29 protein-coding genes and 2 pseudogenes are annotated in these 17,640 nt (G+C 37.0%); 8 read left to right on the top strand and 23 right to left on the bottom strand.

Annotated features, from left to right (window positions below; genetic code table 11):
* Positions 1-90: 90 nt before the first annotated feature.
* The 19 genes and pseudogenes from RsY01_RS04490 to RsY01_RS04390 form a co-directional block, all read right to left on the bottom strand.
* Positions 91-1,839, bottom strand: a complete 1,749-nt coding sequence (locus RsY01_RS04490; RefSeq protein ID WP_432205766.1) for a terminase large subunit domain-containing protein — start codon at positions 1,837-1,839, stop codon at positions 91-93.
* On the bottom strand, positions 1,826-2,131 hold the full coding sequence (locus tag RsY01_RS04485) for a P27 family phage terminase small subunit (protein ID WP_094784362.1): 306 nt from the start codon (positions 2,129-2,131) through the stop codon (positions 1,826-1,828). Before RsY01_RS04485 ends, RsY01_RS04490 begins: the two co-directional genes overlap by 14 nt.
* Before the next feature lie 103 nt (positions 2,132-2,234).
* Positions 2,235-2,540, bottom strand: a complete 306-nt coding sequence (locus RsY01_RS04480) for an HNH endonuclease (RefSeq protein WP_094784361.1) — start codon at positions 2,538-2,540, stop codon at positions 2,235-2,237.
* Complete coding sequence (locus RsY01_RS04475; protein ID WP_094784360.1) at positions 2,506-2,847, bottom strand: hypothetical protein; 342 nt, start codon at positions 2,845-2,847, stop codon at positions 2,506-2,508. The genes RsY01_RS04480 and RsY01_RS04475 overlap by 35 nt, the downstream gene beginning before the upstream one ends.
* A gap of 85 nt (positions 2,848-2,932) precedes the next feature.
* Positions 2,933-3,775, bottom strand: coding sequence for a rolling circle replication-associated protein (locus RsY01_RS04470; protein ID WP_094784359.1), 843 nt, complete (start codon positions 3,773-3,775; stop codon positions 2,933-2,935).
* Between the two features lie 412 nt (positions 3,776-4,187).
* Complete coding sequence (locus RsY01_RS04465; RefSeq protein WP_094784358.1) at positions 4,188-4,991, bottom strand: DNA adenine methylase; 804 nt, start codon at positions 4,989-4,991, stop codon at positions 4,188-4,190.
* On the bottom strand, positions 4,988-5,278 hold the full coding sequence (locus RsY01_RS04460; protein ID WP_094784357.1) for a hypothetical protein: 291 nt from the start codon (positions 5,276-5,278) through the stop codon (positions 4,988-4,990). The genes RsY01_RS04465 and RsY01_RS04460 overlap by 4 nt, the downstream gene beginning before the upstream one ends.
* Before the next feature lie 4 nt (positions 5,279-5,282).
* On the bottom strand, positions 5,283-5,516 hold the full coding sequence (locus RsY01_RS04455; RefSeq protein ID WP_094784356.1) for a hypothetical protein: 234 nt from the start codon (positions 5,514-5,516) through the stop codon (positions 5,283-5,285).
* Positions 5,513-5,839 (bottom strand): hypothetical protein, encoded by a 327-nt coding sequence (locus RsY01_RS04450; protein WP_094784355.1) that lies wholly within the window; start codon positions 5,837-5,839, stop codon positions 5,513-5,515. The genes RsY01_RS04455 and RsY01_RS04450 overlap by 4 nt, the downstream gene beginning before the upstream one ends.
* Positions 5,836-6,123, bottom strand: a complete 288-nt coding sequence (locus tag RsY01_RS04445; RefSeq protein WP_094784354.1) for a hypothetical protein — start codon at positions 6,121-6,123, stop codon at positions 5,836-5,838. The genes RsY01_RS04450 and RsY01_RS04445 overlap by 4 nt, the downstream gene beginning before the upstream one ends.
* A 193-nt stretch (positions 6,124-6,316) precedes the next feature.
* Complete coding sequence (locus tag RsY01_RS04435; RefSeq protein WP_094784352.1) at positions 6,317-6,697, bottom strand: DUF4406 domain-containing protein; 381 nt, start codon at positions 6,695-6,697, stop codon at positions 6,317-6,319.
* A 12-nt stretch (positions 6,698-6,709) separates the two neighbouring features.
* A pseudogene (locus RsY01_RS11140) lies at positions 6,710-7,120 on the bottom strand (DNA cytosine methyltransferase); the annotation flags it as partial.
* A gap of 207 nt (positions 7,121-7,327) precedes the next feature.
* Positions 7,328-8,249 (bottom strand): annotated as a pseudogene (locus RsY01_RS11135) (DNA cytosine methyltransferase); the annotation flags it as partial.
* Positions 8,250-8,257: 8 nt separating this feature from the next.
* Positions 8,258-8,542, bottom strand: coding sequence for a hypothetical protein (locus RsY01_RS04415; RefSeq protein ID WP_094784351.1), 285 nt, complete (start codon positions 8,540-8,542; stop codon positions 8,258-8,260).
* Positions 8,539-8,895 (bottom strand): YopX family protein, encoded by a 357-nt coding sequence (locus RsY01_RS04410; RefSeq protein ID WP_094784350.1) that lies wholly within the window; start codon positions 8,893-8,895, stop codon positions 8,539-8,541. The genes RsY01_RS04415 and RsY01_RS04410 overlap by 4 nt, the downstream gene beginning before the upstream one ends.
* A 1-nt stretch (position 8,896) precedes the next feature.
* On the bottom strand, positions 8,897-9,079 hold the full coding sequence (locus RsY01_RS04405; RefSeq protein ID WP_094784349.1) for a hypothetical protein: 183 nt from the start codon (positions 9,077-9,079) through the stop codon (positions 8,897-8,899).
* Positions 9,057-9,440 (bottom strand): hypothetical protein, encoded by a 384-nt coding sequence (locus RsY01_RS04400; protein WP_094784348.1) that lies wholly within the window; start codon positions 9,438-9,440, stop codon positions 9,057-9,059. Before RsY01_RS04400 ends, RsY01_RS04405 begins: the two co-directional genes overlap by 23 nt.
* On the bottom strand, positions 9,437-9,724 hold the full coding sequence (locus tag RsY01_RS04395) for a hypothetical protein (RefSeq protein ID WP_094784347.1): 288 nt from the start codon (positions 9,722-9,724) through the stop codon (positions 9,437-9,439). Before RsY01_RS04395 ends, RsY01_RS04400 begins: the two co-directional genes overlap by 4 nt.
* A complete protein-coding gene (locus tag RsY01_RS04390; protein WP_157905776.1) occupies positions 9,721-10,047 on the bottom strand; it encodes a DUF771 domain-containing protein in 327 nt (108 codons plus the stop codon). The genes RsY01_RS04395 and RsY01_RS04390 overlap by 4 nt, the downstream gene beginning before the upstream one ends.
* Before the next feature lie 327 nt (positions 10,048-10,374).
* Here RsY01_RS04390 and RsY01_RS04385 point away from each other — a divergent pair, with 327 nt between their 5' ends.
* On the top strand, positions 10,375-11,076 hold the full coding sequence (locus RsY01_RS04385) for a DUF4145 domain-containing protein (protein WP_094784345.1): 702 nt from the start codon (positions 10,375-10,377) through the stop codon (positions 11,074-11,076).
* Between the two features lie 170 nt (positions 11,077-11,246).
* Here the strand turns inward: RsY01_RS04385 and RsY01_RS04380 are convergent, their stop codons facing one another.
* Complete coding sequence (locus tag RsY01_RS04380; RefSeq protein ID WP_094784344.1) at positions 11,247-11,432, bottom strand: helix-turn-helix domain-containing protein; 186 nt, start codon at positions 11,430-11,432, stop codon at positions 11,247-11,249.
* A 152-nt stretch (positions 11,433-11,584) separates the two neighbouring features.
* On the opposite strand from RsY01_RS04380, the gene RsY01_RS04375 reads away from it, so the two are divergent.
* Together RsY01_RS04375 and RsY01_RS04370 are read left to right on the top strand one after the other, a co-directional pair.
* Positions 11,585-11,941: a hypothetical protein gene (locus tag RsY01_RS04375; RefSeq protein WP_094784343.1), complete on the top strand. Its 357-nt coding sequence runs from the start codon at positions 11,585-11,587 to the stop codon at positions 11,939-11,941.
* A 20-nt stretch (positions 11,942-11,961) separates the two neighbouring features.
* Entirely contained in the window at positions 11,962-12,303 is a 342-nt protein-coding gene (locus RsY01_RS04370; RefSeq protein WP_094784342.1) for a hypothetical protein, read from the top strand.
* Here RsY01_RS04370 and RsY01_RS04365 read toward each other — a convergent pair.
* Positions 12,295-12,540 carry a hypothetical protein gene (locus RsY01_RS04365; protein WP_094784341.1) on the bottom strand — a complete coding sequence of 82 codons (246 nt, stop codon included), beginning with the start codon at positions 12,538-12,540 and terminating at the stop codon, positions 12,295-12,297. The genes RsY01_RS04370 and RsY01_RS04365 overlap by 9 nt on opposite strands.
* 100 nt (positions 12,541-12,640) lie before the next feature.
* On the opposite strand from RsY01_RS04365, the gene RsY01_RS04360 reads away from it, so the two are divergent.
* Complete coding sequence (locus RsY01_RS04360; protein ID WP_094784340.1) at positions 12,641-12,865, top strand: hypothetical protein; 225 nt, start codon at positions 12,641-12,643, stop codon at positions 12,863-12,865.
* On the opposite strand, the gene RsY01_RS04355 is transcribed toward RsY01_RS04360, so the two are convergent.
* Positions 12,866-13,081 carry a hypothetical protein gene (locus RsY01_RS04355; protein WP_094784339.1) on the bottom strand — a complete coding sequence of 72 codons (216 nt, stop codon included), beginning with the start codon at positions 13,079-13,081 and terminating at the stop codon, positions 12,866-12,868. It lies immediately after the preceding gene.
* A gap of 12 nt (positions 13,082-13,093) precedes the next feature.
* Positions 13,094-13,348 (bottom strand): DUF739 family protein, encoded by a 255-nt coding sequence (locus tag RsY01_RS04350; RefSeq protein ID WP_094784338.1) that lies wholly within the window; start codon positions 13,346-13,348, stop codon positions 13,094-13,096.
* A 186-nt stretch (positions 13,349-13,534) separates the two neighbouring features.
* Here RsY01_RS04350 and RsY01_RS04345 point away from each other — a divergent pair, with 186 nt between their 5' ends.
* The 4 genes from RsY01_RS04345 to RsY01_RS04330 all read left to right on the top strand — a co-directional run bounded on the left by RsY01_RS04345 (position 13,535) and on the right by RsY01_RS04330 (position 17,564).
* A complete protein-coding gene (locus tag RsY01_RS04345) occupies positions 13,535-13,927 on the top strand; it encodes a helix-turn-helix domain-containing protein (RefSeq protein ID WP_094784337.1) in 393 nt (130 codons plus the stop codon).
* Between the two features lie 65 nt (positions 13,928-13,992).
* On the top strand, positions 13,993-14,937 hold the full coding sequence (locus tag RsY01_RS04340; RefSeq protein ID WP_094784336.1) for an exonuclease domain-containing protein: 945 nt from the start codon (positions 13,993-13,995) through the stop codon (positions 14,935-14,937).
* Positions 14,938-14,998: 61 nt separating this feature from the next.
* Positions 14,999-16,207: a hypothetical protein gene (locus tag RsY01_RS04335; protein ID WP_238594945.1), complete on the top strand. Its 1,209-nt coding sequence runs from the start codon at positions 14,999-15,001 to the stop codon at positions 16,205-16,207.
* A gap of 229 nt (positions 16,208-16,436) precedes the next feature.
* Positions 16,437-17,564 carry a tyrosine-type recombinase/integrase gene (locus RsY01_RS04330; RefSeq protein ID WP_094784667.1) on the top strand — a complete coding sequence of 376 codons (1,128 nt, stop codon included), beginning with the start codon at positions 16,437-16,439 and terminating at the stop codon, positions 17,562-17,564.
* The last annotated feature ends 76 nt before the right edge of the window (positions 17,565-17,640 follow it).

The raw sequence follows: 17,640 nt of genomic DNA, 5'->3' as shown, positions 1-17,640 counted from the left end.
AGTATAAACAAAAAAAGCCTCAAAAATAGGACTTTTTTAACCAACTTAATTTTGCACGCTTGACAATTCGCGCGCCCTATGCTCATATCACTAAAACCAGTCATTAACATTGTCATAGAAATCCCCAACACTAACATCTTGCAAGTCTCCCGAATGATACATCGCGTATTCAAACGCCTTAAAACCATCCGTCTTGCGCCGGACATCCTCTTTTTTGACATAGATGACATTGCCATCGCCCTTTAGCTTGCGCAACACATTATGCGTGTACCACCGCATCATATCATTATCGCCAAAAATGACATTTTGACTGGCAAAAGCACTCTCAACTTTCGGCGCAACTAAACTATCAATCGCAAGGGCATTTCGTAAAATCTCCAAACGATAACCCGGCGGCGCATCAAATTTATTTTTATATTGCACTTCAAAGTCACGCACTTCAAATGCTTGTTGCACATGTTCAGCCCTAAATCTATCCGCCACAATCGTCTGCAAATCGTAACCCTCGTCATCACGCATCCTGACAAACCAATCTGCTATATGGTCAGCGCTAATCGTCGGTGCATCAAGTACCGTCAAAAAGCCATCATCCTCCCATTTTTTGATTGGCGCAAACATCCGCTTGCCATTGACCGTCTCCTTGGGCTTGCTATAGCCATAAGTCGCATCCACAAACTCTTTGCGGACAAAACTATGAGATAGCCAGACATAATCCTCGCCTGATTTAAACAAAAGTCCAACTGCTGCAAAGTCTCGAACAGCAGCATAGTCAAACGCCCCCACACATTGCCGACCAGCCAAATCAGGAAATTCTCGCTTAGTCGCCACCAGCTCCTCATGGCTCGCCACACTCCGCTCAGTATCTGCAACAGGCAAATTCATCCGTTTAGTCATGAACTCTTCTCGATTGCTTGGGTCATCTTGCAACTCCTCATACTGCTCAACCACCTCATTCCACAAGTCTTTAGCATATGAACTCAAAGGCTTGTGAAACATCGGATTGGCAAGCTCCCACGTTGCCAAATCATCCACCTGACGCTCATCATCAAGCTTGCAGATAAACGGAAAAAGCGAATTAAAACGCGTTTTTCCCGTCAGCACTTTTTGCGCCTTATCTTTAATGTTATCGATAAAGCCATCACGCACATAGCCATCAGTCCCGATGTAAAATTGCCGTGGATTTGGGCGCTTGCCAAGCCCGGAAACATGCACCCGTACATCACGATTACTCTCATAGCGATGTATTTCGTCAAAAATAACAGCGCCATCACGCGCACCATCCTTCGTGCTACCATTGCTAGTCACATAACGAATCACGCTTTTAGTCTGACGGTTTCTGATTCTTGCCCTTTTATTATCAAAAGTCTTTTTAAGCGCAGGGTTTCCCTCAATCACATCGTAAATCTCATCAAAACTGACTTTTGCTTGCTCCTCGCTATTCGCCACGATTGAAATGTCATACTTGTCAATACCATGCATCGGTGTCAACAGATACGAACAAATACCAGAAATCAAACCGTTTTTGCCACCGCCACGCCCCATCATGATTAAAAATTCACGGTAAACATTTGCTTTATTCTCCGAAAAATATAAAAACACAAAAGCGATGATAAATTTTTGAAAATTTTCCAGTTTAAAAAACCATTTTTCGATATAGCCAATACATTTTTTAATCTGGTCAGCATCAAAAAACACCTCTTTAGAGCATAAACGTGGACCAATTTCACGCGCAACATAATCAATCAACTGTACACGCTCTTTATTTAATTTTATCTTCCCTTTTTCGTACTCTATAACATACTTTTTCACTTCTTTCGGCATAAATTCAATATAATTCATTCAGATTTATTCCTTTTTCGGCTGATTTTTCCAAGCGTTTTTTCTCAAAAAATTCACCAAGTTTTATCAACGCAGCATTAACTTTGACTTTTTCAGAAACGGCTGGATTTGATTTCAAAAAATTTTGTTTGCCATTTTTTACCGAAATCATGACGCCATTTTTTTCTATAGACTTATCTAATTTTTTGTAAGTGTCCACAAGGCTCAAATATCGACGCATAATCTCCACATCGCTTGCAGAATTTTTGTCAATCAACTTTGATAATTCCAATTCTAGTTTTGTTTTTGCCATAGGTTACCCCCTCTCATGTGCGTTTTTTTGATTTTTTTGGTTAAAACACTTCCAATTGGTCTTGAGTTGTCAGACAATTCTCACTTTTATTTGACCGGGGGGCTTACCAACTAAACTCCTCGTCGTCAAATTTTTTGGCACTCTGTTGATACCTGTTGTGACGCTTGTTATGGCAGTCTTTGCACAGTGTTCTCAAGTTATTGATGTCTAGTGCATGCTGTGGATAGTGTTCTAACTCCTTGATGTGATCTACCTCAAGCACTGCACGCTTCCTTGTGGTTACTTTACCTTCTGCCTTGCACCAAATACATTCATAATTGTCACGTGTCAAGACTTTGTCCCTGAGTTTGATCCAATCTGTTGAGACATAAAAACTATGTCTCGTCTCTCTTGTTGAGACATCTATCAATCAGCTCACCCCCTTTGTATTTTTCTGCAAAGTATTTGTATCCAGCATTACGAATTTTTCTGATGTTGCTCTCATCATAGTATAACTCAAAAGCTAGTTGATTATAGGACTTATTCTGGTCGCTTTTTAAAAATCGGTCAAGAATAATGCGGTGTGCGATTTCTTTTTTTTCGACTACCCAATCCAGAGCACAGTCAATATGGCTGCGCTCTAAGTCAGAAAGGTTATCGTATTGTTTGAGTAATTGCGTAATCTCTTTGTAGATTGTTCGCCACTCTTTTTCACTCGGTATTAGCCCTAAATCCATAAAACCTCTTTACTTTGCTTGGTATGATTGCTTGTTGATACGACTGCCTTATTCGCCGCTCAATGAAAATTCTAATGCCTCATAGTTACTCCCTCCTACGCATTCGATAATATATCATCAATCCCAAGTACTCATTTTCTCTAATATCTATCTTGACCAGCTCATCTTTTTGCGTATCTGGATTTTTCCTAGGAAATTCTATCAGCTCCCATCCCGGATTGTCATGTTCTAATTGTTGTTCTAATTCATCGTTAGCTAACAATTTGGCAATCTTAGAATCTGTGTACTTCCAATTCTGAGATCTCTCAACTACTGGCTTTTTCAAATTCCGACTGGCAAACCATTTTCGCTTGCCTTTTTGATTTTCTAACTTAAATTCTTTCGTCATGTAATTGGCTTTGACAACAACGCCATCAACCCCGTATTGATTTTTAATTTTATCGATCTTAGTAAAACCGATAGACTTTTTATTTTTGCCTCGTCCCTTGCTCCAAAGGTCATCTATTTCGTCTCGGTTTAACAAATTATCCATCATCAAGTGAAAGTGTAGTTTGTCAGTCGTCTTGCCTTCAATCACTCCCATGTATTTCATCTTTGGCAAACCTTTCTTTTTTCTCGCACGATTTACCCGCTTGATGAAATTTGCTATTTCTTTTTCACATTCCTCAACTGTTTCTGGTTTAAATTCTGGCGCAAAAGTGAACTCTGCTGTATAATCTCCCTCGTTGAAATTCGCTATTGCTGACAGCCTAAACCACTGCTGTGCTTTTCTGACATTCAAATTTTTTTGCACAGGTCTTGTCGCATTCTCTTTTTTTCTTCTTGGTCTACCGCCTCGAACTAAATCCACCGAAATAGATTTACCCATGATGCTACATTCTCGATATTTATTATTGGCTGATATTGCTGTATTTCTCATGTAGCTCATGATGCCGCTCCCTCTGATTTAGTTTGTCCCTGAACTTAATACCTATTACAAGCCGGCCAAACGTTGACCTTAAAATCAACGCTCAGCCTTGATGCGCCTGTCTTTACAGCGAAAATAGAAAGTCATTTTCACAACTTTCTACTATATAATAGTGTCAATATCCACAGACCAAAGCATCCATGGACAATGGCCCAGATGATACTATGCCATTTCGTTATTATCACTCATATCAATCTCCCTGATTCGCATAACCTAGATATCCGCTTTAAATTTTTTCGGCTCATCTCATCGTTTGGAATGCCTTTGCGAGCCAAACGATAGAGAAAATTAGCTATACCATATTTTGTCAAGGTGTACTCGCTATGCGCATAATGTACCTTGCCATTTTCAATTCTTATCCACATTCAATCCCCTAATCAATATCAAAAATATTCATCTGCTCAACTGGATCAAAATTGCACCACAAGCACTCTATTGCAATCTTCTTTTTTTGGCCAACATTTCCAGTTGCTGAATCAAATTCAATCTTTGCCCACCCATTGAGTTCTTCAGCATATAAACCGCTATTATAACCGCTTAAAATCACAGGGCCTCTGTGATTTTTTAAAGCGCTCAACAATGCCAGATGTTGCTCATCAGCCATGCCAAATTTATAGTGTGTTTTAGATGATACAGTTTCATTGAGATATGGCGGATCAGCATAGATTAACGTATCAACATCATTCATTTTCTCAATCAATTCAATCGCATTGCTACACTCAATTTGCGCATCTTTTAGTCTTTCAGCTGCTTGAATAATTCTTGATGGCATAGATTGCCACGTTTTCGTATTATACGGACCAGTCCATTTTACGTTTCGCCTAAAACCGCCATCAGATTTTCCACCAACTGAAAACCAACATTTGATTAAAATTCGACGCGCATCCTCTAAATCAACATCAGATTTTAGTTTTGATAGCTCATATTCTTTTCTGCTGTATGGTGTAAGTTCTACCAGTCTAGCCAATTCTTCTGGCTGATTGCGCATGACCCGCCACATATTGATTAGTCTGCCATCTATATCATTAATAGTCTCTAGCACATCTGGCGGTTTATTTAGAAACACGGCCAAACTTCCGGCAAACGGCTCAAGGTACGCCTTGTGTGTTGGAAACAGATTGATAATCCGCTCTGCTGATGACCACTTACTGCCTGGATAATTTAAGACACGATTCATTCCACTACCTCAATACATTCTGGATGCAACCAAACTTGCATGATTTCTTCCATAGTAAATTTTGGCATCAGGATATTAAACAAATCTTCAAATGCCATTTCTTCATCTTCTTTTACCCATTTTAAGTTATAAAACTCTCGACCAGTCATCTTTATTTTCGGCAAATATGTTTTTTCAAGCTGCCTAATTATATACAGTAGGTCACAAACACCGCCATTAGTCATTTTGAAAAGACCATCTTCATCTTTTCCGTTAAAATAAATTTCAACTGCATCTTCGAATGTCATTTAATTACTCCTCCACCAATTCATCTGACACATACTCAAAACCAAGCCTCTCTATATCATTGAAAATTATAGCGCTCATGTTAAAAGAATCTGCATAGTGCCAAATCCGCTCCACTCTGAAATAAATCATTGGCCGCATTCCTTGTCTATAACCATCGTATTCTTCCATTTTTAACAAAGTATGATCTTTTCCAATCCTGAATACTTTGCCAATTTCTGGTAAATTTGTTGTTTTCATTCCACTACCTCGACCAATTCTGGGTACAACCACGCTAAAGCAAGTGTTTTATCGTCTAAAATTCTGATTTCCCTCACTTCATCGTTATAACTATCTTCGGTAATAGAAGGTGTATCCCATCTGTAATTCAGTATGTCTTCTAATGTATCGTACAAATCAATTGCGATTGTATAAAAATCAAATTGAGCTTTCGTCATCTTTATTTTCGGCGCATAGGTGGCTTGCAGTCTATCAAGTATTTGGTTCCATGCCATAACACCAACATAACCATCGTGCGCCCTTGCGCTTCTCTCAGCTTTTTCGTAAGCCTCTTTAAATGTCATTTATCTTCCTCGTCTTGATCCTTAGTTTTGTTGATTTGTGGGTCAAGATTTAATTCTGTTTGATCTGGATTTTTCCACTCCATAACATTCAGTAGATTTCCCTGTGGCAACGTGTATTCAAAATTTACAACTTGTCCGATACTTTCGGCAAGCGTTGGAATAATCGGCATCATTTCAGTGAATGGTACGATTAATTTAAGCGCTAAGCCACTATCGGTCACATTAGCGCTTTTGACTTCAGCTTTAAACTGTTTTTTTGTAAAAATTTCTTCTGTTTTATTCATTTTCTTATCTCCTCTATCGCCCAATCATAAGGGCGAACAATCTTCAAATGTTTCACCATTGCACTAGCCCTTTCGGATGTATCTAACCTAAAAGCCTTTGATTTGTATCTCGTCAAACCTTGCATAGGATTTTCGAAATTGCTAATGTACCACTTCGTTTTTAATTTGGTGGCATTGTACCCAATAATATAGCTCATTTCTCCACTCCAAATTTCAGCTCAATAGACTTAAATCTTTTAAACTCATTGCCATCATACAAGTAACAGTCTTTGTCATATAGTGCCGCTATCATTGCCTCAATCTGACAGCCTTTTGACTGTTTAAATTCCTCACGACTTCCAATGACAATCACACCGTCACAATCTTCGATGTAACGTGCAGAATTACACAACATTTCTATCGGTCGCTTGTCTTTTACAATGCCATCCGCCGCATTATCCTTGGCGACAGTTTCTAAAAATGGATTGAAAAAATCAATCCCTTTATTCGCCAAAAGCGATGCAAAATCCGCAATCTTTTCTTTGATTTCCTCAATCGACTTACCGTTCATCGGCGTTGCTAAATAAACTTTCATGTCTCACACTTTCTATACTAATCTTTTGGCAATCTCAGAAATGACATTGACTGTCACACTGTTGCCAGCTTGTTTATAGAGTTGGCTATTGCTGTTGACCCCTTGCGCCTTATCAAACGTCCAGTCTGGAAAGCCTTGCAATCTCCAACACTCCCGAGGCGTCAATTTTCTAATTCTAATGCCGTCAGTAACTCCCGCATCATGGCTATTAGCTTTTATCGTCCTACTCAAATTATCAAGCGGACCATGATTGAAATCTGGGGAATCATTGGTGTAAATACCGCCAACCTTTAACAGGTTGTTTTCTTGCCAACTGCTAGATGAGAGTGTAGGTGCTATCTCATGTTCTCCCCCAGAGTTAAAACCTCGTGGACGTTGTAAGATTTTAGGCCCTTCCCCTTTATTCGTTGTAAGTGTGGGTGCAATTCCATCCGAACTATAAACATTACCGTTCATACCATTTCTACTTGGATTCACATTAGTTATAACTTTAGGTATATTGCCGCTACCACCTCCAGCTTTCAACGTTCTTGCTAATCCAATTGCATCATAAACCTGTTGTTCAAAATGCCAACCATTAGTTGTTTTTCCTTTTAAAGGATTTATGACACCTTTTTCGGACATATCTTTTACAAGCACACCATGCCTGTCCTGAGCGGTCAAAGTAAACATTGCTTCGCCATCTGTTTTAAATCTTCTGCCGTTTTGTCGTTTTTTGGCACGATCTGGCGTTAAAACAGGCACGACTATCTTAGGGTGCTGTCCCCCCCCTTGCATAGTGCCCAATGTTGGTCCTATCCCGCAAGTGTCGTAAACTCTCCTCGCTGATTCGTGCGAGAATTCCCCGCCCTTTTCTAGTGAGCCGAATATTTTTATTTGCGAATCTTCTATCTTTTTCAGACTTCCGATTTTCAATAATATACGATCCTTGTCCGTCTCCTCCGCCGTCTTTGGCTCTAACGGTGTGAATTGTTTGTCCTTGTAAGTCATCAATCTCTCTACCGCCTGACTCGACAGGAAATACTTTTCGTCCGCCCGCTCCTCTAAAATGTCCGACAATGAACACGCGCTCCCTATTTTGGGGAACTCCGAAATTTTTGCTGTTAAGTATTTGCCATTCTGCATCATACCCCAGTTCATCAAGGGTGGCGAGGATAGTTCTAAACGTGTTCCCTTTGTCGTGAGATAGTACCCCCTTGACATTTTCAAGCAGTAAAAGCCGTGGTTCGATTTGTTTAGCGGCTCGTGCAATCTCGAAAAACAAAGTTCCTCTAGTTTCGTCCATGAATCCGAGTCGCTTTCCCGCCACGGAAAAGGCTTGACAAGGGAATCCACCGCAAATAACGTCAACTGCTCCACGGAATTGTCGCCACTGCTCGTCTGTGACTTTAGTGATGTCATGAAATTCTGTTTCTCCTTCCGTGTTGTGAATTGCCTTGTAGGATTCACGCGCAAATTTGTCTATTTCGCAGAATGCCACGCATTCGTGCCCAGCCGATTCCATGCCTAGACGGAAACCGCCGATACCCGCAAATAAATCAATAAATTTCATGGCCACCTCTAAAATAGTTCCAACTGCATTTCAGTGTCATCGGCTTTGATTTTGTCACTATCCTCATAGGTTTCATATTTAATCCGCTTACGCCTGTCTCCCAACGCTTCCACGCGCATCCGATAATTCTTGAAAAGCGGATTATCATTGAGTTCTTTCGCCATCTTTTCAGCATTTTCAATAGTTGGAAACTTATGTGCTATTTCAGCACATACAGTCAATGACCAACCTTCAGTTTTTGAGATGTAAACATACCACTCACTATCATCCGACCTCACGATGTATTCTGTCATTTTGATACTTCCAATAAATTTGAATTTTCGTAGATATTTCCCGCAACCTCCAAACCTTCATAGCACTCTGAAACGCTATCGCAGACACTTTGACACTCAAATACAAAACTTCCAAGGTCATAATCAACTATCCCAAAACATTCCATATCGGTGTCCCAACAGATGTCTCCTTTGAAAATCTCAACACCATTTTTGTCTTTTAAACCTGTACTTTGTCCCACAGTCTCTTTATCAATCAAGTAAACGGTATTTTCATCAGATTCGTTCACAATCGCATATTGCCCAAACATGAATGTTAGCAACCCAGTATGCCAAACACCATTTTCATCTTTCGCTCTAAATTTAGGGATCATCTTATTTACTCCATTTCTCAACTCGACTGGCTAACAACTCCTTAGCTAGTGCTTTAATCTCTTGCCCACCCTCAGCACCATGTAACTCATCCACAGCCAAAGTGTAGGCCATCATATATTTTCTTAACTTGGCGATGGTCTCGTCTTTTTCTCGCAACTGCTCATAGAGTTCTGCCGTGTTCATCCGTCAATTCCTCTACAACATAGACCACCGCATCAGAAATCGGCACCCGTACCGTTTTATCCGGCTCACGTTTGAAGATAATATCTAATAATCGTTCGTTTTTTGTATGTTGACTATGCCATAATTCACTTTTTGTAAAAACATCAGCATAATTTGCAAGTGGCACATCCGCATTTTTAGCTTTTTCAAAATCTTCTATTTCTTGTTTCAGCATCTTATTTTCTGATACCACAGCATTATCTTTTTCGATGACAAGCGCAATACTCTTTCTTGCCCAAGCATTTTCCGCTTTCAACCGCTCAATTTCTTTCTGCTGTCTCCAGATAGTAAACTCCAAATCACTTCTAGTCTGATAGCTCATCCGATTTCCTCCACGATTTTATCAATCACATCTGACTGCCCTAAAATGCCAGTTACTTTATGACCAATGGCATCTTTTAACACTGCTAATCTGATACCGACAAAACGACCGGGCCAACCTTGCGACCTCACCCAAACCGTTTCTCCAAGCTCAGGGCTGTTTGATTGCTCGGTATCCATGATAAAATCATAAATCTTGCCAGTTTCTGCCTGGATGCTAACGACTATAACTTCGACATCTCCGATAGGTTCATTGTCTTTAATTTCTGTATTTCCGATTTTCATTTACTGCCTCCGACATAATTACTAAATTCATTTTCTACAAAGTCTTTCAATCCACTAAGTTTAAACAACCACTTATCGCCTTTTCTTGGATAAAACACCCACCCGCCGTTCTCTATATCTAAACGATCTCTGAGATTGATGTTGTTTAAAACGTGAGCTTTTAGCCAAACATCTGACCTCCCTGTATGTTTAACAAAATCAGGCATGCCAACCCACTGACCTTTAATTTCATTTTGCTTTAGTTCTTCAAACTCTGTTTTTTTGATTACAATCATGTCATCTGGTATGGGAATAGCCAAATTAACATTAATATTTTGTACCATAGACACTCCTTTCATTTTTGTGATATAATTTAGGTATAAATATTTGAAATGAGGGCGCTCTGCAAAGCGCTCTTTTCTTTTTGAGAAATTCAGGACCTTCCCCTGATTAGCGTGCGCAAATTTGTGAGCATGGCACTGCGTGTACTACAAAGCATTAAATTTTCACATCTCGCCAAAATCAATGACGACATCTCACATCCTTCTAGGGTGCTTTTTTGACGTGTTTCCCAGCACGTTTGATTTCGCAATGTGTTTTTTCAACTCACGCGCAAATAGCACTTTAATTTTTGTTTTTGGTATAATAAAAACAAAAACGAGGTTACCTTTATGCCATTACAAATTATCAAGCTACCTATTGTCGGAAATACCACTAGCTCAGCACAAGTTGAAGCCCTCTTAACCTGCCCGCATTGTTTTGAAAAACTCGCTTTTTCCCCAGTTAATATTTCAACGTTTGATAGACGTGTTGGTGATAGTTTTGCTGTCTCATTAAGATGTCTCGTTTGTCAGCAATACGCTATTTTTGAATATCATATTGATAACCTAAACTCTCCTTATGCAGGGAGTTCTAGCACGCCTTATACAACCAGTCTGGTAAAATACAACTATAACCTGCAAATCGAGGTCACTCTACCAGAACACATTGAACAGGTTTCTAGTGAATTTGTCAGCATTTATAAACAAGCCGCAATGGCAGAAGCCTATGGTTTATATGATGTTTGTGGTTTAGGCTATAGAAAATCAGCTGAATTTTTGATCAAAGATTATGTCATTAGATTAAATCCCGATAAAATAGATAAGATAAAATCTCAGCCACTTAGCCAGACGATTAAGACGTATCTATCGGATTTTCCAAAACTTCAAACATTATCAACTGCAACGGCTTGGCTTGGTAACGACGAGGCTCACTACATCAGAAAACACACTGATAAAGACTTATCTGACTTGAAACGTTTCATCATCGCTGCTGCGACTTTTATTGCTGCTGATTTTGATGCGGATACTGCGCTGGATTTTGTTTCAAAATAGCCAATATCTCATTATTTTGCTCACTGATTTCAGTGAGTTTTTTTAACATCTCGTCAATTGCAATTAGTTGTAAATTCATGTCCTGCCCCTTCCTAGTTTGCTTTTTTGACGTGATTCCCAGCACGTTGATTTCGCAATGTGTTTTTTCAACTCACGCGCATCCTATGACCTTATCTGAGGTCATTCAAATCAATATCAAGCGCATCCGCTATTCTGATCATGAAGTTAAAGCCAGGGCTTTTTACTTTTCCCAGTAAAAATTTAGAGATGTATTGCTGTTTCACTCCTACCAACTTAGCAAGTTGACTCTGTGACAACCTTTTTTCTTGCATTTTTTTAATGATTACCTGTTGCATTCTTCCTCCCCAACACCTATATGAAGTTGTTAATAACTTTATCCACAACTATATGTTGTGTTTTGTATATGATGATGATATAATATTTTTATGAATGAAATACCGCGGCTAGCTGTTTTTATTCAAAAATACCAAAGAAAGGATGTTAACTCATGAATGATCAAATATTAATACAAAGTATCATTTCAATATTTACTGTTTTTGCCAGTGGTTTCTTTAGCTTTCTTTTAACGCTTTACAAAATTCGTTCTGAAAACAAAACTAAATCGAATGAATTTGAAATAAAAAACAGAGAACTGGAGCAACGGCTAACTGAATTAGAAAAAAGTCAAAGACATGAGATTGATAAACTTACAGCAGAATACGAACTCTTAAAATCTAGCAAATCAGATGATATGCAAAATGAGATGCTAGGTAAATTCTTTAGTGGCGAACTTGATTTTTCTAGGCTTGCAAAATCTATTGACGGATTATCACAGCTTAATAACAAGGTTAAAAATCTGAAATAATCAGAAAGGAGGTTAAATTTATGAATGATATACAACTGACGAAAGATTCCAAGGAATTACTTGCGATAATTTACAAGGAATATTTAGACAGAATTAATAATGGTATTGATAAAAGAACCGCTAAGACCATATCTGGTGGCTCAGATGAACTTTCAAGACTTGCACCGACATGGCTTTATGCCGACCTTAAAGAAACCATGTACGAATTACAAAGAAAAGGTTTTTTAAAGTGTCAAAATGCTAGCAATAAAATCTATCGCGCTTGGATAACCGATGAGCTGATCATCTACATGGAAACTGTCATCCCAAGGACTGCAAAGAAAATTCTAAGTGCAATGGATATCCTTTCTTTTCTAAAGTAATTCCCAATCCTCTCTCAGCAAATCATTTGCTATTGGATTCCAAAATCTACCAGGCGCTTGCCAAACTTCTTTGTGGATTCCATTTTCTTTATCCAAACTTGGTTCCGTTGTAACTAATAAAATCCCGAAACATTCGGAGTTAGTTGGTAAAAATGCCAATCCACCCTCTAAATCACTAGGATTTGAAATCGCCTTGTTTTCTTGCAAGGCTTTTTTTGTTGCCTCTATGATATTCACTCCCTACTCCTTCCTAGCTTGCGTGTTTGTACTCCGTTTCTGATATAATAAATCTATCAAGCACGGCAATGCTTGAAATAATCAGAAAGGAATTAGTCCAATGAAAAAATACATTGAAATGTTACTAAAAGTTGAGCCAAAGTATCCCATTGTTTTAAGATTTATCGATGGTACTGAGCTAACTTTTGATTCTATTTTTGGTGATATAATAAGTGATAAAGATAACGACCCTTTTATCGAATTAAAACTCAAAGATGAAGACGAATCTTATCTTATCAACACAAATCATGTCATCTATGCTGTATCTAATCGTGATTTTGATTAATCAGCCCAACCTTACTTTTAGCAATCCAGTAATGGCAGTGACCATTTCTGGATTGCTTTTTGTTTTAGGATTATGAACAATCCCATCGATTAAACAATCTATTTTTTCTTCCAAAACTATGCGTAATTCTAGCCGTTTTGTTCTAGCAACAAGTGCCCTATCATTCATCGCCTGTCGTTCATTCGTTGACATTATTTCATCTGATTTTTCTGTCATATCTACTCCTTTCTAGCTTGCGTGCATTTCTCGTTCGGAAAACCGTACTTTTTGTTTAAAAAAATATGATTTAACTTCATCATCTGGAATTTCAAGGATTTCAGAAATCTCCACAATCTCTGACGGCTTAAAATAAGTCTTATTGTTTAACTTTGCGCTCAAAGAAGGCTTGGATATTTTAGCGACTTCTGAAAATACACTTTCATTTCGATAGCGTTCTTTAATTCTTCCACGAAGTTTTGAAAAATCAAAAATAATTTTTTCCATAATGTAACTCCTTTCTTGTTCGGTTTTCCGAACCTTTTCTAAATTAAGTATAGCATTCTTAAAATAAAAGTCAAGTATATATTTCGGTTTTCCGTATTTATTTTTTATTTATAAAATAAAACGCTGTTTTGCATTGATTTTGTTCAGTTTTACTGATATACTTTATTTACAAGGGAGTACGGAAATATGAACATTTTCTCAGAAAGACTGAAACAAGCATTAAATGAGAGAGGCATGAAACCCATCGAACTTTCAGAATTAACAGGGATTAGCAAATCTTCTATTAGTGATTGGATAAATGGTAAATATGAAGCAAAATCAGATAAAATCTTATTAATTGCTAAGGCCTTGAATGTAAATGAAAGCTTTTTAATTGGTCTTCAAGTGCCAATGGATAATGGTACCCCAAAATTGAATCAAGGAAAAAATATCAATAATAAAACTATTTCAGAAGTCACTGAAATAATGAACAAACTTGATGAAGCTGGCCAAGCTGCAATTTTGAAATTTGCTAAATTTGAGTTAGCTCAATTCGAAGGTGACCCAAAAGACAGCGAAGGACACGTTACTGCAAGTTAAGATTGCTGTAACCGTTCGCTTTCCCAATATAATCTATAAAAATCATAATAAAGAGGTGCTGTGTAATGACGATTGACATTTCGTTTGGTCCAATAGACAGAAAAACTATTACTCGTGAAAAAGGCAATAGTTTAGCTAAGTTCACGCCTGATTACTCTGTTGTCGATATAGAGACTACTGGCTTAGATACTGGTTATAATGACATCATAGAAATTGCTGCTTTAAAAGTAAGAAATCATGAAATAGTTGATGAGTTCAGCTGTCTTGTCAAGCCTGCTGATTTTGAATGCCTTGACCCATTTGTAACGACATTAACCAAAATCACAACTGAAATGATTGAGACCGATGGCATACCAACGAAATCAGCAATCCAAGATTTCATTTATTTTGTCGGAACAGATACAATCGTTGGTCACAACGTTAATTTTGATTTGAATTTCCTATACGATGATGCACTCAATTTCCTAGACTTTAAATTTAACAATGATTTTATTGATACGTTGCGAATTTCAAGGCGAGCTTTACCCGATTTAAAGCACCATAGGCTTAAAGATTTAAATCAATATTTCGAGTTAGACTTTGGCAGATTACACCGTGCTATGGCAGACTGCCATGTCACAAAATCAGTTTTTGACTGCTGCAAAAATATACTCGGTGATGACTGGAGCTATACATCACCGTTAAACAAAAGCAGAATTAATATTGACGATTTAAAATCTACTGTCTCAGAATTTGATACTGACCACATTTTTTATGATAGCTATATTGTCATGACAGGAAAACTTGAAAGTTTCACAAGAAAAGAGGCTTTTCAAATCATTGTAAATTTAGGCGGTCATCCTCAAAATGGCATCACTAAAGATACAAATTTCTTGATCGTTGGCGATACCGACTATTCCAAAAATGTAAAAAATGGACTTACCGGCAAACAGAAAAAAGCTGCTGAAAAACAACTAGCTGGACAAGATATACAAATATTGTCAGAGAGTACATTTATTGAGCAACTTTGAATGAAAATTAATCATTCTACTGTTCTCAACTTCTAATATCATACTCACTAGAGGAGAAACTATGACTAACAACTTTATAAAAACAATTAATATTGATGAACTGCTTGATAACATTCCTGTAATTGACCATGATGTAAATTATTGGTTTGTAAGAACAAATGGAGGAGATTATTTTACTGACTTCAATATTAACTCCTACATAGGAATCGACTATAATGAAATAACTCTTGAACATATCTCAGACTCGAATAATTCAACTGAAATATTAAAAAATAAAATCAATCATATTTATTATGATCAAATTAAGTCAGAAAAAATAAATCAAACAGGGAAAATTGCTACCCAACTCTTAAGATTTGTAAATAGGATTGAAATAAATGATATAATTATCATTCCTTCAATCTCTTCTGAACTATTTCTAGTTGGGCGTGTCATTAGCAACGCCTATGAAATTCCTGATAGTGAAATTATTACGACAAGTAAAGAAAATATACACTATAAAAAATCAAGTTATAAAAAAAGAATTAATGTAAAGTGGATTAAATCATTTAGCAGGGACGATGCTGATAGTAAATTGTATAAAATGATCTTCTCACATCAAGTAATATCTGATGTTAATGACTATAAAATTTTTATTAATAGAGCACTATTTCCTGTATATATTGAAGATGATACACTACATATAGTATTCAAAGTAACTAAAAATGATGATATTAATGGTGCATCACTTGGTCAATTTATATACTATTACAATCTGATGTATGGATATCTTTTCCCAGGTGAAAAGATGGAAGTAAAAGTTAATGTTCAATCTCCAGGTCCAGTAGAAACTATTTCTAAGACTGCTCTTAAGGGGATGTTTACATTTGCATTATTAGCTTATATTACTTCCACCCCCTATGGAGGTAAAGTTACATTTGGTAGTCAACTTTTAGGTAACATTGAAGTAGATATCCCTGGATTGGTGAAAGGTTATCGAGAAGATCAAACAAAGAAAATTGAAATAAAAAACAAAGAGCTTGAATTAGATGACCAAAAATTAAAACAAATTGAAAAGGCTATTGATCTCGCCGATAAACTAAAAGTTCCTATTACGGAATTGGGTATTGAATTACCAGATACTTTATCCTCTTACATAGAGGAAAAGAAAAAAGAGGCAGAAAAAACTGACTCTGATACTAAACAGCAAATAGGTAACGAAAGTTCAATAAATATTGACTCTAATGAAAAAAAGCAAGAGGATAATAGTAGTAACGATGCTAAAAAGTAGAATTTTTGTAGTTGAATTTTTTGAAAATACAACTTTATAAAGTTTAATAGATAGGAACAATATACCAAATAAAAAAGTGGCATACCAAAAAAATTCTGATATCAGTTGTCTCATCATTCTTATCCTCCCATTATATTTAAGTTTATTTTACAACAATAATACATAAATATCAATTGCAAAAAGTTCTACCCTCTTCATCCTGAAAAATTAATTTATGAAAGAAGAAAAAATGGCACGATATACAAAACGTGGCAAGGTTTGGCAATATGAAATATCTTATAAATCCAAAGACGGTAAATATAAGAAGTTAAGAAAAAGCAGCTTTCCCAAAAAATCCGATGCAATATTGGCGGCTTCTGAAATGGAAATTAAACTTGGCAAAGGATTTGCGGTCAACGATAAAGATGTTTTGCTGTCCGACTACTTCCGCCAATGGATTGAAATATATAAAAAAGGTAAAATCAGCGATGTTACCTTTTTAAAATATGAAAATATTTTGATGAATATAGAAAAGTATTTCAAATATGCGACTGTCAAATCTTTAACACGTACAAGATACCAAGAAATCATTAATCAATTTTCAAAAACTCATGCTACTCCTACCATCGAAAGATTTAACTCAACTATACGTGCGAGTATTGTCAATCTAATAGACGAAGGTGTCATCCCACTTGATTTCACAAAAAACGTTGTCATCAAAGGTGAAACTGAAGTCAAAAAAGAAAAAGATAAATACCTCAACTTTTTAGAGTTCAAACGCCTTATGAAATCAGCAAAAAGCAGAATCAACCCAAAGTATCCATCAAATTTCATGATTTTCATTGCCGGCATGACCGGAATGCGTTTTGGCGAATTGCTTGGCTTAACTTGGGATAATATCAACTATGATAAAAAATATATCAATGTTTGCCAAACTTGGGATTATCATTTCAACACAGGATTTGCACCTACTAAAAACGAGCAGTCTGTTAGAAAAATATCAATCGATGATAGTACCCTAGAAGCACTTAGTAATTTTCAAGCAGAGCAAACTAAATTTTTCAGGTCCCTAGAAATGATAAATAGACACCATCTTGTTTTCTCCAATGCTGTAACGCAAGCCATATCAAACAACGCTATCAACAAACAACTTTCCAAACTATGTAAGCAGTCCGGAATAGATACACCACTAACACTTCATGGTCTGAGACATACCCACGCATCCGTCCTACTCTACAAAGATGTCAATATTCTTGCGGTATCAAAACGACTAGGTCACAAAGATTTGTCAATCACTATGTCAGTTTACTCCCATATCTTGAAAGAGTTGGAAGAAAAGGAAAACAAGCATATTGCTTCAATTTTAGAGGAAATATAAAAATTTGGCACAAGTTTGGCACAAGATATGATTTAAATCCCTTTATATCAACGTTTATAATCTAATTTAAAAGTCG

Source organism: Pseudolactococcus reticulitermitis (assembly GCF_002260845.1).
Classification (GTDB): Bacteria; Bacillota; Bacilli; order Lactobacillales; family Streptococcaceae; genus Pseudolactococcus; species Pseudolactococcus reticulitermitis.
Note: the sequence above shows the minus strand (reverse complement) of the source record. Positions and strands in the feature narration are given on the sequence as shown.

Excerpts from the sequence above, each read along its gene's own strand:
- RsY01_RS04490 (WP_432205766.1), bottom strand. The coding sequence starts at position 1,839 with ATGAATTATATTGAATTTATGCCGAAAGAAGTGAAAAAGTATGTTATA.
- RsY01_RS04485 (WP_094784362.1), bottom strand. The coding sequence starts at position 2,131 with ATGGCAAAAACAAAACTAGAATTGGAATTATCAAAGTTGATTGACAAA.
- RsY01_RS04475 (WP_094784360.1), bottom strand. The coding sequence starts at position 2,847 with ATGGATTTAGGGCTAATACCGAGTGAAAAAGAGTGGCGAACAATCTAC.
- RsY01_RS04470 (WP_094784359.1), bottom strand. The coding sequence starts at position 3,775 with ATGAGCTACATGAGAAATACAGCAATATCAGCCAATAATAAATATCGA.
- RsY01_RS04465 (WP_094784358.1), bottom strand. The coding sequence starts at position 4,991 with ATGAATCGTGTCTTAAATTATCCAGGCAGTAAGTGGTCATCAGCAGAG.
- RsY01_RS04460 (WP_094784357.1), bottom strand. The coding sequence starts at position 5,278 with ATGACATTCGAAGATGCAGTTGAAATTTATTTTAACGGAAAAGATGAA.
- RsY01_RS04455 (WP_094784356.1), bottom strand. The coding sequence starts at position 5,516 with ATGAAAACAACAAATTTACCAGAAATTGGCAAAGTATTCAGGATTGGA.
- RsY01_RS04450 (WP_094784355.1), bottom strand. The coding sequence starts at position 5,839 with ATGACATTTAAAGAGGCTTACGAAAAAGCTGAGAGAAGCGCAAGGGCG.
- RsY01_RS04445 (WP_094784354.1), bottom strand. The coding sequence starts at position 6,123 with ATGAATAAAACAGAAGAAATTTTTACAAAAAAACAGTTTAAAGCTGAA.
- RsY01_RS04435 (WP_094784352.1), bottom strand. The coding sequence starts at position 6,697 with ATGAAAGTTTATTTAGCAACGCCGATGAACGGTAAGTCGATTGAGGAA.
- RsY01_RS04415 (WP_094784351.1), bottom strand. The coding sequence starts at position 8,542 with ATGACAGAATACATCGTGAGGTCGGATGATAGTGAGTGGTATGTTTAC.
- RsY01_RS04410 (WP_094784350.1), bottom strand. The coding sequence starts at position 8,895 with ATGATCCCTAAATTTAGAGCGAAAGATGAAAATGGTGTTTGGCATACT.
- RsY01_RS04405 (WP_094784349.1), bottom strand. The coding sequence starts at position 9,079 with ATGAACACGGCAGAACTCTATGAGCAGTTGCGAGAAAAAGACGAGACC.
- RsY01_RS04400 (WP_094784348.1), bottom strand. The coding sequence starts at position 9,440 with ATGAGCTATCAGACTAGAAGTGATTTGGAGTTTACTATCTGGAGACAG.
- RsY01_RS04395 (WP_094784347.1), bottom strand. The coding sequence starts at position 9,724 with ATGAAAATCGGAAATACAGAAATTAAAGACAATGAACCTATCGGAGAT.
- RsY01_RS04390 (WP_157905776.1), bottom strand. The coding sequence starts at position 10,047 with ATGGTACAAAATATTAATGTTAATTTGGCTATTCCCATACCAGATGAC.
- RsY01_RS04385 (WP_094784345.1), top strand. The coding sequence starts at position 10,375 with ATGCCATTACAAATTATCAAGCTACCTATTGTCGGAAATACCACTAGC.
- RsY01_RS04380 (WP_094784344.1), bottom strand. The coding sequence starts at position 11,432 with ATGCAACAGGTAATCATTAAAAAAATGCAAGAAAAAAGGTTGTCACAG.
- RsY01_RS04375 (WP_094784343.1), top strand. The coding sequence starts at position 11,585 with ATGAATGATCAAATATTAATACAAAGTATCATTTCAATATTTACTGTT.
- RsY01_RS04370 (WP_094784342.1), top strand. The coding sequence starts at position 11,962 with ATGAATGATATACAACTGACGAAAGATTCCAAGGAATTACTTGCGATA.
- RsY01_RS04360 (WP_094784340.1), top strand. The coding sequence starts at position 12,641 with ATGAAAAAATACATTGAAATGTTACTAAAAGTTGAGCCAAAGTATCCC.
- RsY01_RS04355 (WP_094784339.1), bottom strand. The coding sequence starts at position 13,081 with ATGACAGAAAAATCAGATGAAATAATGTCAACGAATGAACGACAGGCG.
- RsY01_RS04350 (WP_094784338.1), bottom strand. The coding sequence starts at position 13,348 with ATGGAAAAAATTATTTTTGATTTTTCAAAACTTCGTGGAAGAATTAAA.
- RsY01_RS04345 (WP_094784337.1), top strand. The coding sequence starts at position 13,535 with ATGAACATTTTCTCAGAAAGACTGAAACAAGCATTAAATGAGAGAGGC.
- RsY01_RS04340 (WP_094784336.1), top strand. The coding sequence starts at position 13,993 with ATGACGATTGACATTTCGTTTGGTCCAATAGACAGAAAAACTATTACT.
- RsY01_RS04335 (WP_238594945.1), top strand. The coding sequence starts at position 14,999 with ATGACTAACAACTTTATAAAAACAATTAATATTGATGAACTGCTTGAT.
- RsY01_RS04330 (WP_094784667.1), top strand. The coding sequence starts at position 16,437 with ATGGCACGATATACAAAACGTGGCAAGGTTTGGCAATATGAAATATCT.